Raw genomic sequence first — 12,395 nt, 5'->3', positions numbered from 1 at the left:
TCGTAATTTTTATTCAGAACTAATTTTAGCGATCCGCATCCATCCAACAGGAGCAAGCGCATGAGCAACTATGACGTGGTGATTCTGGGCGGCGGTCCCGGGGGTTATAACGCGGCGATCCGCGCCGGCCAGTTGGGCCTCAAGGCCGCTTGCGTGGAAGGTCGTGCGACGCTGGGCGGCACCTGCCTGAACGTCGGTTGCATGCCGTCCAAAGCCCTGTTGCATGCCTCGGAGCTGTACGACGCGGCGATGGGTGCCGAATTCGCCAACCTCGGCATCGAGGTCAAACCCACCCTGAACCTCGCGCAAATGATGAAGCAGAAAGACGAGAGCGTGGCCGGCCTGACCAAAGGCATCGAGTTTCTGTTTCGCAAGAACAAGGTTGACTGGATCAAGGGCTGGGGCCACATCGACGGCCCGGGCAAAGTCACGGTGACCGACGCTCAAGGCAGTAAAGTCGAGCTGACCGCCAAGGACATCATCATCGCCACCGGCTCCGAGCCCACTCCCCTGCCCGGCGTCGAGATCGATAACAAACGCATCCTCGACTCAACAGGCGCGCTGTCTCTGAGTGAAGTGCCCAAGCATTTGGTGGTGATTGGTGCCGGGGTGATCGGCCTGGAACTGGGTTCAGTCTGGCGACGCCTCGGCGCGCAGGTCACCGTGGTCGAATACCTCGACCGCATCTGCCCCGGCGTCGATGGCGAGGCCGGCAAAACCCTGCAACGCTCACTGAGCAAACAGGGCATTGCCTTCAAGTTGAGTTCGAAAGTCACTAGCGCCACCTCGTCCGCCAACGGTGTGCAACTCAGCGTCGAGCCGGCTGCTGGCGGTACGGCCGAGTTGCTAGAAGCCGATTACGTGCTGGTCGCGATCGGTCGTCGCCCGTACACCCAGGGCCTCGGTCTGGAAAACGTCGGCCTGAGCACTGACAAGCGCGGCATGCTCGCCAACAAACAGCGCCGTACCGAAGCCGCCGGGGTCTGGGTGATCGGCGACGTGACCTCCGGGCCGATGCTCGCACACAAGGCTGAGGATGAAGCGATGGCGTGCGTCGAGCAGATCCATGGCAAGGCTGGTGAGGTCAATTACGACCTGATCCCCAACGTGATCTACACCAGGCCGGAACTGGCCAGCGTCGGCAAGACTGAAGAACAACTCAAGGCCGAGGGCCGTGCCTACAAGGTCGGCAAGTTTCCCTTCACCGCCAACAGCCGGGCGAAGATCAACCATGAGACCGAGGGTTTCGCCAAAGTCCTCGCTGATGAGCGCACCGATGAGGTCCTCGGCGTGCACCTGGTCGGCCCGAGTGTGAGTGAAATGATTGGCGAGTTTTGTGTGGCAATGGAGTTCAGCGCGTCGGCTGAAGACATTGCGTTGACGTGCCATCCGCATCCAACGCGGTCAGAGGCGTTGCGCCAGGCGGCGATGAATGTCGAGGGGATGGCGACGCAGATGTAGGGTTCTGAAATCTTTTTTGACCGGACTGCCGCTTTCGCGAGCAAGCTCGCTCCCACATTTGACCTTGATACGCCTGAAAGAGCGCGGTCGCTGTGGGAGCGAGCTTGCTCGCGAAGGATGCGACTCGGTCTATAGCGGAAGATGCCCCAACGGCAAAGCCCCCGGCGTCTTCACCGTATGAATCGCAAAGTTGCTGCGAATATCGCTCACCCCCGGCAGTTTCAACAGGCAGCCGCTGAGAAAACGGTCATACGCACGCAAATCCGGCACCACCACTTGCAGCAAAAAGTCCGACTCCCCCGACACCAGAAACGCGGAAATCACCTCCGGCAATGCCGTCACCGCGGTGTAAAACGCTTCGGCCTGTTCATCGTTGTGCCGTTCGACCTTGACCCCGACAAACACCGTCAGCCCCAGCCCGACTTCATCGCGATCGAGATTGGCCTGATAACCGCGAATCACCCCGGCCTCCTCTAGCATCCGCACCCGGCGCAGGCACGGCGAGGCCGACAGGCCGATTTCATCCGCCAGTTCGACATTGCTCAGGCGCCCGTTACGTTGCAGGGCCGCGAGAATCCTGCGATCGAAGGCGTCGAGTTTCATGTTTGGCAGATCCCGATAGTCGTGCAATGGAAAACCAGCAGATTATGCCAATCCAGAAGGTTTTTGAAGCTGACTACGCAAGCACCTGCCCCGCCCTTCAGCCCTAGACTTGGCGCACCAAATCGACAACGAAAGGGCGGCAACATGGCGAGTCTCTGGCTGTTTTTCCTGGCATTGGCGGTGGTCTATCTGCTGCCCGGCCCGGACATGATCCTGCTGCTGCAAACCGGTGCGCGACAGGGACGCGGCGCGGCACTGGCCACCGCTGTCGGCCTGGGCGTTGCTCGCGGCTGCCATGTGGCGCTGGCGGCGTTGGGACTGGCAGCGCTGTTCAAGGCTGCACCGTGGACATTCGAGGTGGTGCGGTTGGCGGGGGCGGCGTATCTGTTATGGATCGGCATTCAATGCCTGCGCAGCACCCTGCTGCCGAATCTCAATGCGGGCGAGGCGGGTGACACCCACGGGCATTGGCGCGAAGCGATCCGTCGCGGTTTGCTGACCAATCTGCTCAATCCCAAGGCGTTGCTGTTCTGCTCGGTGCTGCTGCCGCAGTTCATCGTCAATGACGGCGCACCGGTGCTGAGCCAGTTCGCCATCCTCGGCATGTTGCTGGTCGGCGTCGGCCTGCTGTTCGACAGCGCCTACGCCCTCACCGGCGCCGCATTGGGTCGTTGGCTGCGACACAGTCCAACCGCCCAACGCGTACAACAATGGCTGTTCGGCAGCCTGCTGATCGGTTTCGCCATACGCCTGACCTTCGTCCAGCAGGCTTAGCCTTTGCGGACCTTGCGCTGGCGACGGGTGATCAGCAGCAATGCCGCAGCGCTGAACAGCACGATCGCGCCGATCTGCACCGGCCACTTGTACGGCCGCAGCGATGAACGCACGGCATCCGTGACCTGAGTGACGTAACGCCTGTCCGCGTTTTCGAAATCCGGGTACGGGCACTGATTGCCGAAGTCCACTGCCCACGGGACGAACGGGCCTTCCTTGACGTAACGCTGATACAGCGCGCTCTGATCTTCCAGGCTGCTGTTCCAGCCGGCCGCGTTGCACAGCACGGCAGCGAATGCCTGACTGGTGTGCGGCAGGTTGTCAGCGGCGCGTCCGGCAAGCTCGGTCGCGACAAAACGGTAGTGATAGCGCTGATCCGGCTTCGCTTCACTGGCGACCTGACGTTGCACTTCGGCCTCGCTCACCAGCGGACCGACTTTCAGCTCAGCGCTTTCCAGGCTGTAGTTGCCACCGAACGTGGCGTAGTCCGGCGCCATCTCGTAACCGAGAATATCCATGCCCCACTCGCGGGCCGTCCACGCGGCGTTGTACAGCGCACTCGCGCGCTGGGTCGGCCACCATGCGGCATCGGCCTTCAGCCGTTGTTCGCCGTAGAGTCGGGCCTTGTTTTGCAGGTCGGGATTATCGAAATAAGCGACCGCATCGGCGTAATGCCCCTCACGCAGCAAACGCCGGCCGAGCAGATTGCGCAGGCTGGCGGCGACCGGCAGCGGCACGTAGTTGTCGCGCTGCTCTTGAGTCAATGCGGGCGGCGCCGGAACGTTTTCATCGACGTACTGTTTGAGCTCATCAGCCGTCAGCACACGCTCGGCCACGGTTGCGGCATCGAACCAATAGACACCGTTGCTGCGATACAACTGCACGAAAGCCTGCAGGTACTCGCCACGTTGCAACGCAAGAATCGCGCTTTCGCCCTCGACCCGGCATTTCGGCTGAACCGTTTCATACGCCCAGTCCGGCGTACGGCGATAACCCCAGTCTTCGCTCTGCGGGAAGGCTTGCGCGGCTTTGGAATAGGCTGCGGCAGCGGCGTTCTTGTCACCGTCACGCACCGCCAGTTTAGCCCGCAGCCACCACGCCAGTCCGCCGTCACCGGCGTTCTCGAGGAAAGCCTTGGCGCCGGCGTAATCGCCTTGTTGATAACTCATCGCCGCCAGACGGTCCGCGTTTTCCAGACTGCCACGGGTGCTGTTTTGCAGCAGCTTGACCAGTTTCTTTTCGTTCGGCGGCTCGTCGCCAAACGACCAGCCTTGACGGCTCACCAGCGATGCCGTAACCAGTTGCTGCACGGCTTTGTGCTGCAGCAAATCGGCGAGTTCGGCCTCGGGCAACTCCACCAGTTCGTTCATCAATTGCTTGAGCGAGGTGTAACCCACGGCGGAACCGTGCAGGTTCTGCGCTTCATACAATTCGATGGCGCCGCTCCAGTCGCCAGCCGTGCGCAATGCCCGCGCCTCTTCACCGAGGCTGGCAACGCCCAACTCCAGCGGATCGCTAAAACCGTCGATGCTCATCTGCCGGGCCTGACGGAACGCAGCGAGCGATTGCTCCAGCGCTTCAATCGCATCGCCGCCTTCGTTGCTCATGGCAAACCACGTGCGGCCCAGCGAGTACGCGGCCCACGTGCTGCGCAACGCGCGCTGATCCGCCGGCAGCGCCAGCAGCCTGTCGAAATACGCGACGGCGAGTTGATGTTCGCCCGTGGCAAACGCCACCGCACCCGCCACGTACAAGCGGATTTCCGCCGGCAGACTGGCGCCTTGCACCTCGGCCTGACGCGCATCGGTCAGGCCGCGCAGTTGTTTGACCAACGCTTGCTGCTCGGGGCTCAGTCCAACCTGCTCGGCTTTCTCCCGTGCCTCGACGGCCGCATTTTCTTCGCCGTACATATCGTTCGGATTGTGCGTTGCAGCGGTGACGCTCTTCAGCCCGGCGATGGCTTTGCCGAGGCGACTGAGTTCGAAGTTGAAGTTGCCCTCAGGCAGATCCGCCAGGGTCTGCCCGCGATTGTCGAGCAGGCGCATGGGGAAATCCGGTCCGCAGGCCAGCACCGAACCCAGTGGCAAACAGAGGCTCAGACAGAGCAGATGGCGGGGCCAGTTACGGGTCAACATGCGAACCTCCTTGATCAATATTGGCGCAACGCGCCCAACCGATGACGCGCTGCCCACCCGCCGGCAAGCGGCCGTCGCGCAGGCGGGTGAAGGTAAGCAGATCCGGGCTTTGTTGCAATGAGTAACCGGCGAGCGCATCGGCGCCTTCACAGCTTTGTGCCTTCAGCGTGATCCGCGCTGGCCAGGCGCTGTCGAGGTTGCCGGGGTTGTCGAGTTTGATGTCGTAGAGACCGTTGTGTTCACTGAACGCCACATCGAGCTGACTGTGAAGTTGATCACCACGGGCGACCGCGCGCAGGGTGGTCAGGCTCCAGGCGCGGCGATCATTGGCCAGCGGCAGGCGAAACCAGATCAGACCGGCCAGATGCGCCGGCGGGTCTGCGCGCAATGCTAGACCGAGCTGGCTCAGTTGCAGCGGATCAGCCAGCAGCTCCCGGCGCTGCCCGGCCCGCTCCAGCTGCACTTCGCTTTCCACCACCGGCGCCCCGCCATCATCGGGCAACAGCGCAACGCCGTATGCCGGCAGCGCCAGATAGAACGGTTTGTCAGTGATGCGCGCCCAAGCCTTGGCCCACTTCAACGCTTGATCAGGATCGAATAAACCGCGCCGCGGATCGCTGACGGCATGCACTTGCAGCACGCTGCTGTCGACGCTTTGCAGGAGCGTCGGCAATTGCGCGCTATCGAGCCAGGCTGGCAGCGCCGTGATACTCAGCGGTAGCGCGTCGGGCAATGCCGAGCGCAAATGTTTGAGGAATTCTGCGTACGACGGCAACCGTGCATTACCCGCATCGTGATCGATCTCGACGCCACTCAGCGTCAGACCTTGCGCCTGCCAATCGGCAAGCACCTCGAGAATCTGCGCGGTGACTTGCTGCTGGTCCAGCGCCTTGAGCTGCCCGTCGAGACGAATTACCGCGATCAATGGACGGCCATCGGTTTTCAACAACGCCGAATCGATCCGCGCCCGACTCCACCCCGCATTCGGAAAAGCCTGCAGTGCCAGCACGCGTAGCGTCGAGAAGTCAGAGCGACTGTCACGCAACGCCGCAGCATGGGCCGGCGTCCATTGGCGTTGCCAGATGTAGAGTTGTTGATCCAGCGCTGGCGCGTCCGGCTGCCTGCAAGCAGAAAGCACCATCAACGCGAACAAACCGACGATAAACCGCATACCTTGCAGATCCCTGACATCTCAAGGCTGCAAGGTTACACAAAACCCCTTCGCAGGCGATCAGGGTTTGCGGGCGATGATCACCTGGCTTTTCGCGACAACCGCGTCCAGTGCCTGCTTGATCTGCGCACCTCGCGGCGAGTCCACCACCGCTTTCCAGGTCTCGGTCCAGTGGTTGAGCAGTGGATGATCGGGATTGCTGAAATCGACCTTGGCTTCCCAGAACAGCAGCATCCAGATCGACCAGTAAAAACCGTACTGGCTATGACTGATGATCTCCAGTCCGGCCTCGCTGACCAGCGCCTTGAATTGCTCTTCGCTGATGATGCGAATGTGGTTGGGCTTCTGGAAATACTCAGGCGCAGCGATGTCTTTTTGCAGGTCCTCGGAACTCGGGTGCGGCACACTCAGCAGGTACAGGGCACCCGGTTTGCCAACACGCACCAGTTCAGCAAGAAACTGCGCCGGGTCTTCGACGTGCTCGATGACTTCGGTGGATACCACACGCGTAGCCGTGTCGTCGGCAATCGGCAGCGGGTTGCAATCCGTGACGTGGCATTCGATGTCCCGCGCCGGGGTGTCGCTCAGGCGCTGGCGAGTCGCTTCGACCTTGGCGCTGTCGATGTCGGCAATGATGATCTTCGCCCCGCGCACGCCGCAGAAATGCACGTTGCCGCCATCACCACAGCCGACATCCAGCACGGTGTCTTCGGCAGACACGGCAAAACCTTTGAACAGCTCGTTGGTCTGCTGGTTGAACCACCCGCTGAGCACGGCATCGTGCAGGCCGAGGATGTATGGGTCAGTCCTCTCGATGACGGCCGCAACAGGCTCTGCCGGCACAGGCACAGATTCGGGCACCGGAGCAGGCTTCGTCGCCGTGAGTTTCTTCAACAGTCTCAGCATGAGGTGGCTCCTGGGGATGGGACGGCGGTTCGGGACGTGCCGAGTCGTTTGACCAGCGCAGCGCCACGGTTACGCATGGGCAGTTCGATAAAGCGGTAATTGAGCTCACTGAGCAGCACGATCATTACGCCAGCGCTCAGTATCGTCATCAGCGGATGACCGGCCGGGCTCGGCAAGCCGGCGCCCTGCAAGCGAAAAATCAGTTCCCGCAGCAGAAAATAGACGGGAATGTGGATCAGATAAATGCCGTAGGATCGGCTCCCGATCCATACCAGACAGCGCTTCACCACGCCGATGGGCATCAGGTAGTCGCGGTTGAATGAGGCGATCCATACCAGCAAGGCGCTGAGCAAAGCGATCAAGCCGACGTTGTAAAAGGACGCATTGAAGCGAGCCGTCGCCAGGAAGCTCATTAACAGGCCGATCACCACCAGCACCGAAATCCCGGCCAGCGGCCGGCGCAGAAATTTCGGCTGCCAACGCTGATAACCCGGGTGCGTGCTCCACATTGCCAGTAGCACACCAAGGGCCAGCGCATCCGTGCGCACCACCATCAACGCCATTGAACGCTCGGTGAAAATCTGTGCGGCGACCAGCGCCAGCAAGGCCCAGACCAGGTGCTTGCGAAACAGCAGAATCAGCAGCGGAAACAGCAGGTAGAACTGCTCCTCGAGCGCCAGGCTCCAGTAAACGAAACTGGCGCCGTAATCGTAATGACCGAAACTGTCGGCAAAGCGGAAATTGGCGTACTGCAACACCCCCGCCAACGTCGCCTGCAGGTTGGCGTCCAGCGGTCTGAATGCCCCGGAGCGGTTGAGAAACACACACGCCAAAAGCACCAGTGCCAACCACAACCAGGCCGATGGCAGCAGCCTAAAGGCTCGACGCAACCAGAAGTTGCGCGTTTGCTCCCAGTATTCCTGCCGATTGCTGCAACTGCGCAGCGCAGGAATCAGGCTACGGGCGATGACGAATCCGGAAATAGCAAAAAAAAGATCCACCCCCCACCACGGCGCCACCCAGACACTAATGGAGTCGAGCAGCGGTACGGGATCGCTGAACAGATTGCCGGATATATGATGAAACACCACCCCAAGTACTGCGACAGCGCGCAGCACTTCGATGTCCATGATGCGCTTACTGCTCATGTGCCGACCCGCCTTCCAGTGGTTTACGGGCAATGATCACCTGACTCTTGGGCATGAAATTGTCGAGCACTTGCTTGATCGCAAGCCCGTCGGGCCGTTGAAGCATCTCGTCCCAGGTTCTGGCCCATCCCTCCATCAATGGAGGATACGGTGCATGAATGCGATCGCGCACCGCACCGCCCGGATCCTGGCCGGCGGCCTTTTCGCTGGCCCAGAAGAAAATCATCCCCATCACCCAGAAGAACCCGGTGGCCTGGCGATGCTCGATGATCAGCCCTGCGTCCTCGACCATCGCCGTGAAGCGCTCCGGGGTGAAGATGTGCACATGGTTAGGCGACTGGTAATAACTCGGGGGAGCGATGCCTTTCTGCAAATGTTCGCCAACCGGCGCCGGCACACTGAGTAGATACAATGCGCCGGGACGCCCCATGCGCACCAGTTCGGCCAGGAATGGTTCAGGCTCATCGACGTGCTCCATCACCTCCAGGCACATCACTTTGCTCGCGCAACCATCGACCAAGGGCAATGGCAAACTGTTACTGACCAGCCCCAGACTCGGCCGAGTACTCTGAGCCTCTATCTGGCGAGCCAGATCACGTACTTTGTCGTGTTCGCTGTCAGTAAATATCACCGACGCGCCCTGGCGGACCGCAAACAACGTCGCGCCGCCTTCACCACAACCGACGTCGAGCACGGTGTCGTCAGCGGTTATTGCAAAGCCCTTGAGCAATTCGCCGCTGTCATTGAGAAACCAGCCATCCAGTACCGCATCGTGGAAGCCGACATCACGCGGTGACCAGGTAAACGGCTGTTCCGGTGCAGCGGTCGGCTCAACCACCGCCTCGAACACAGGCGCAACAGTCGGCGCCGGTTGTGCAGCGGGCAAAAAAAACTGGCGTAATCGACGAATCATGCGTCAGTGACCTCCATGGCAAATACGGCGCGCGCTTCCAGCAGTTGCGCAAAGAATGCCTGCAACCGCTGCTCAGCCACAGCCTGACTGCAAAACCCTTGCAGACTCTCCACGGCTTGCGCCGACATTCGCGCATAACGCTGCGGCTCGTTTTTGGCCACCTCGTAGCTGGCTCGATAAGCCGCGCAGATCGAGGCCCAATTGGCCGCGTAGCGCAGTGTCCGGTAAGCCGAGCGCGGATCGTGCGGCCAAGCCGTAAATTCCTCGGTGGACTCGATCAGGAACGCATTATCGGCGTGCAGATAATCGATCATCGCTGTCGTGCACGGTGCGACCGCCGGCTTGCCACAGGACATGAATTCCATCAGCGGCAGGCACTGGCCTTCGCCGTAAGACGTATTGACGACGTAGCGGGTCGCCTGCACCAGCCGCTCGTAATCCGCGTCCGCCAGATAGCCGTAGACCAGCACGACGCGGCAGCGATAAGGCTGATTTTTGTACAGGTGATGAAGAATGTCGGTGAGCGCTTCTTCGGCATCGTGGTGAGTCAGTTTGAGCACCAGCGTCGCGTCATCGTCTTCACGGAAAGTCGCGCAGAAGGCACTGATCATGTCCTCCCAATTCTTGCGGCCGTCACGAGGGTTGAACACCGAGGTGTACACCACACCTTCGAGCAACAACGTCTGCTCGGTGACCGGTGCGAGAAAGTCGATACCCGGGCCACTGCGCAGATGCACCGGACCAAAGGCATCCAGATCGACCTCGCGGCTGTCGACCACCAGGCCTTTGATCGTCAATCGTACCGAGTCGGCCACCGGTTGCCCCTGCAACTGAACGCCCCGCGCCGCGAATCGATCCCAGACCGGGGCGGGCACGGCGACAATCGGGTAATCGGCGGTCATCGCCTCGCGCACCGCCTCGACGGTGTAGGTGGAATGGGTGATCGCGGCTCCGCAGGCGTTGAGTACTGTGCGCCAGTCGTTCAACGGATCACCGGCAAATGGCTCGTTGGGGATGGTGCTGAACTCCCAGGCGAATACCGGCAATGTCGGGCAGGCCAGGTGCACCGGGGTGCGGTGCGGTGGCGAAAACGACAGAAATACACAAGGCTCGCCACGGGATTGGCATTGCGCGTACAACGCATCGACTTCGGTGTTCGGCTCCATGACCTCGATCACTCGCCCGAGGCGCTCCAGCACCGGTCGATATTCCTTGAGCACGAAATAATAGCTGTACTCCGAACGCCCGAGATTGCGGCTGATGGTGTGCTGGTTGGTTTCGGAATGGATGATGATCAGCATGAGGCGTTATCCGTAACCGGGGCAACATTGCCGGCCTGTGATGCCAGCCCGAAAAAATCTTCCACACGTTGTTGCAGAGCCGGATGCGCGCAGTAATCGCGCATGCGTTCGGCTACCGCCAGCGACATGCGCTGGTAATCCTGTGGTTGTGTCTTGGCCATCCGGTAGCTGTTTTCGTAGGCCTTTTTCAACGACCCCCAGTCCGGTCGATAACGATGTGCGCGCAAGAGCATTCGCGGGTCATGGGGCCAAGTGCACGCCTCTACGCTGGAGCCGACCACGAACGCCACAGACGGGTCGATGTAATCCTGCATCGCCGTGTGATCGGGGGCGATCACCGGTTTGCCGCACGACATGAACTCCATCAGCGGCAAGCACAGCCCTTCACAATGCGAAGCGTTGACGTAAAAACTCGCCGCCTGGTAGAGCCGCGCATATTCAGCAGCATCCAGGTAGCCCTGAATCATCACGACCCGACAGGAAAAGGGTGCCAGTTGCGCCAGCGGCGTCATCAGGTGTGCGTAGACAGCCTCCAGATCGCTCTGAGTGAATTTCATCACCAGTGTGGCGTCGGGGGTGTCACGGAACGCCGCGCAAAAAGCGGTCAGGATCTGTAGCCAGTTCTTGCGCCCGTCTTCGGGGCGGAACACCGTTACGTAGACCACACCGTCAACGCAGGTCTGGACTTGTAATGACGCGTCAGGCATCTCGCGCGGCGGCGGTTGCACCGCCACAGGCACTGGGTGTGGGCCGGCAATATTGGGCAGGCGTTTGCCGAGCCAGTCATGCAACGTCTGCGGAACCAGGTCGCGAATCCCTTCCCAGTACCAGTTCTGCAGGAACTTCACACGTGAAACCGGTGGCTCTTGTTCCAGGCCTGGATTCAACAGCCACAAACGCAAGTAATGCCGGGCAATCACAAAGCGCCGCTTCAAGGTCAGCGGCGGTGGCCGTGAGGCTTCCAGGCGGGCTTCGATTTCGGCCAGTTCTTCAGGTGGGATCGGCTTGGGCAGCAGGTTATCCGGGTGCAGGTTCATCTGGCGAGAATCAAAGATGCAGCCTTTGACCGTCAAGGTCGCCCCCGCATTGACCGGTGCTCTGACAGGTTGCTCGCGAATCGCTGCAAAGCGCTCCCACAGGGGTGCCGGCAAAACCAACACCGGGAAATCTTCGCCCATGGAGCGACGGATCGCTTGGGCCGTATGGCTGGACAGCGTGATCACGCGACCGTGTTTGGCCAGCATGCGCGTCCAGTCCTGCCGTGGATCGTCATTCCATTGTTCATCAGGGATCGAATCGTACTCCCACGCCACAACGCAGACGGTAGGGCACTCCAGATCGACAGGGGTTTTCTGGGGGCGGGTGAACGAGAGGAAAACACTCTCCTGACCCGCGGCGAGCAACTGCCGGTAGAGCGGATCGACCTCGGCCACAGCACTCACCACGTGAACTCGCCCGACTGTTTCGAGCAACGGGTGATAGGCTTTCAGCACAAAGTAATAACTGGAATCGGGATGCCCCAGATTCTGGCTGATGGAACTGTCGTTGATGTCCGAGTAAAGAATGAAGTTCATGGCATTCCACGATGAAACTGCCATCCCGGCAGCCTCACACTATGACGGCCAAGCGTTGAATCGGCTCGATGTCCGTTCTTCGTCTTCGGTTCCGTCTTGTTCTTGTTTTAGTGGTCAGTTTCACCTTTGTGCACGACGATCCCGACGAACCCGGCCAATCGTGACAAGGCGCATTCTAAACACATCCGCGAAGCGTTCGTGAACCGCTCGGCGAGAATAAACCGGACTACGCTGACGAGAACTGACCAGTCACGGTTTGGCCTGTTGAAATTGCCGAGCATTTGGCACAGATTGGCAACAAACAACTACAACAACTGACTTCGCCTTTGTTTTCACCGGTTTTTCTACCGGTCTGACAGACCTTCCTTTAAAGCCTGTGGGAAAGTGGCGCAAGTTCAAGACCAAGGGG

General features: G+C 60.5%; 10 protein-coding genes. 2 read left to right on the top strand and 8 right to left on the bottom strand.

Annotation, left to right across the window (positions count from 1 at the left end; translation table 11 throughout):
* Positions 1 to 60: 60 nt before the first annotated feature.
* On the top strand, positions 61 to 1,461 hold the full coding sequence (lpdA, locus tag ACIF4X_RS13305) for a dihydrolipoyl dehydrogenase (RefSeq protein ID WP_397482483.1): 1,401 nt from the start codon (positions 61 to 63) through the stop codon (positions 1,459 to 1,461).
* 129 nt (positions 1,462 to 1,590) lie between these two features.
* Here lpdA and ACIF4X_RS13300 read toward each other — a convergent pair whose 3' ends face one another.
* Positions 1,591 to 2,064 (bottom strand): Lrp/AsnC family transcriptional regulator, encoded by a 474-nt coding sequence (locus tag ACIF4X_RS13300; protein WP_397482482.1) that lies wholly within the window; start codon positions 2,062 to 2,064, stop codon positions 1,591 to 1,593.
* Between the two features lie 144 nt (positions 2,065 to 2,208).
* On the opposite strand from ACIF4X_RS13300, the gene ACIF4X_RS13295 reads away from it, so the two are divergent.
* Positions 2,209 to 2,838 carry a LysE family translocator gene (locus ACIF4X_RS13295; protein WP_397482481.1) on the top strand — a complete coding sequence of 210 codons (630 nt, stop codon included), beginning with the start codon at positions 2,209 to 2,211 and terminating at the stop codon, positions 2,836 to 2,838.
* Here the strand turns inward: ACIF4X_RS13295 and ACIF4X_RS13290 are convergent.
* From ACIF4X_RS13290 to ACIF4X_RS13260, 7 genes are read right to left on the bottom strand one after another with little or no spacing between them, the layout of a single operon-like run.
* Positions 2,835 to 4,973, bottom strand: coding sequence for a hypothetical protein (locus tag ACIF4X_RS13290; protein WP_397482480.1), 2,139 nt, complete (start codon positions 4,971 to 4,973; stop codon positions 2,835 to 2,837). The two genes, ACIF4X_RS13295 and ACIF4X_RS13290, sit on opposite strands and share 4 nt — an antisense overlap.
* Positions 4,960 to 6,144 (bottom strand): DUF3142 domain-containing protein, encoded by a 1,185-nt coding sequence (locus tag ACIF4X_RS13285; protein WP_397482479.1) that lies wholly within the window; start codon positions 6,142 to 6,144, stop codon positions 4,960 to 4,962. The genes ACIF4X_RS13290 and ACIF4X_RS13285 overlap by 14 nt, the downstream gene beginning before the upstream one ends.
* Before the next feature lie 60 nt (positions 6,145 to 6,204).
* A complete protein-coding gene (locus ACIF4X_RS13280) occupies positions 6,205 to 7,050 on the bottom strand; it encodes a class I SAM-dependent methyltransferase (RefSeq protein WP_397482478.1) in 846 nt (281 codons plus the stop codon).
* A complete protein-coding gene (locus ACIF4X_RS13275) occupies positions 7,044 to 8,198 on the bottom strand; it encodes an acyltransferase family protein (protein WP_397482477.1) in 1,155 nt (384 codons plus the stop codon). The genes ACIF4X_RS13280 and ACIF4X_RS13275 overlap by 7 nt, the downstream gene beginning before the upstream one ends.
* Complete coding sequence (locus ACIF4X_RS13270) at positions 8,188 to 9,111, bottom strand: methyltransferase domain-containing protein (protein WP_397482476.1); 924 nt, start codon at positions 9,109 to 9,111, stop codon at positions 8,188 to 8,190. Before ACIF4X_RS13270 ends, ACIF4X_RS13275 begins: the two co-directional genes overlap by 11 nt.
* A complete protein-coding gene (locus ACIF4X_RS13265; RefSeq protein ID WP_397482475.1) occupies positions 9,108 to 10,412 on the bottom strand; it encodes a glycosyltransferase in 1,305 nt (434 codons plus the stop codon). Before ACIF4X_RS13265 ends, ACIF4X_RS13270 begins: the two co-directional genes overlap by 4 nt.
* Positions 10,406 to 11,986 (bottom strand): glycosyltransferase, encoded by a 1,581-nt coding sequence (locus ACIF4X_RS13260; protein WP_397482474.1) that lies wholly within the window; start codon positions 11,984 to 11,986, stop codon positions 10,406 to 10,408. The genes ACIF4X_RS13265 and ACIF4X_RS13260 overlap by 7 nt, the downstream gene beginning before the upstream one ends.
* Between the last annotated feature and the right edge of the window lie 409 nt (positions 11,987 to 12,395).

It is taken from the genome of Pseudomonas sp. NPDC085632, assembly GCF_044541255.1.
Lineage (GTDB): Bacteria > Pseudomonadota > Gammaproteobacteria > Pseudomonadales > Pseudomonadaceae > Aquipseudomonas.
This window is presented reverse-complemented; position numbering and strand designations above follow the sequence as displayed.

Excerpts from the sequence above, each read along its gene's own strand:
- ACIF4X_RS13300 (WP_397482482.1), bottom strand. The coding sequence starts at position 2,064 with ATGAAACTCGACGCCTTCGATCGCAGGATTCTCGCGGCCCTGCAACGT.
- ACIF4X_RS13260 (WP_397482474.1), bottom strand. The coding sequence starts at position 11,986 with ATGAACTTCATTCTTTACTCGGACATCAACGACAGTTCCATCAGCCAG.
- ACIF4X_RS13285 (WP_397482479.1), bottom strand. The coding sequence starts at position 6,144 with ATGCGGTTTATCGTCGGTTTGTTCGCGTTGATGGTGCTTTCTGCTTGC.
- ACIF4X_RS13275 (WP_397482477.1), bottom strand. The coding sequence starts at position 8,198 with ATGAGCAGTAAGCGCATCATGGACATCGAAGTGCTGCGCGCTGTCGCA.
- ACIF4X_RS13295 (WP_397482481.1), top strand. The coding sequence starts at position 2,209 with ATGGCGAGTCTCTGGCTGTTTTTCCTGGCATTGGCGGTGGTCTATCTG.
- lpdA (WP_397482483.1), top strand. The coding sequence starts at position 61 with ATGAGCAACTATGACGTGGTGATTCTGGGCGGCGGTCCCGGGGGTTAT.
- ACIF4X_RS13290 (WP_397482480.1), bottom strand. The coding sequence starts at position 4,973 with ATGTTGACCCGTAACTGGCCCCGCCATCTGCTCTGTCTGAGCCTCTGT.
- ACIF4X_RS13265 (WP_397482475.1), bottom strand. The coding sequence starts at position 10,412 with ATGCTGATCATCATCCATTCCGAAACCAACCAGCACACCATCAGCCGC.
- ACIF4X_RS13270 (WP_397482476.1), bottom strand. The coding sequence starts at position 9,111 with ATGATTCGTCGATTACGCCAGTTTTTTTTGCCCGCTGCACAACCGGCG.
- ACIF4X_RS13280 (WP_397482478.1), bottom strand. The coding sequence starts at position 7,050 with ATGCTGAGACTGTTGAAGAAACTCACGGCGACGAAGCCTGCTCCGGTG.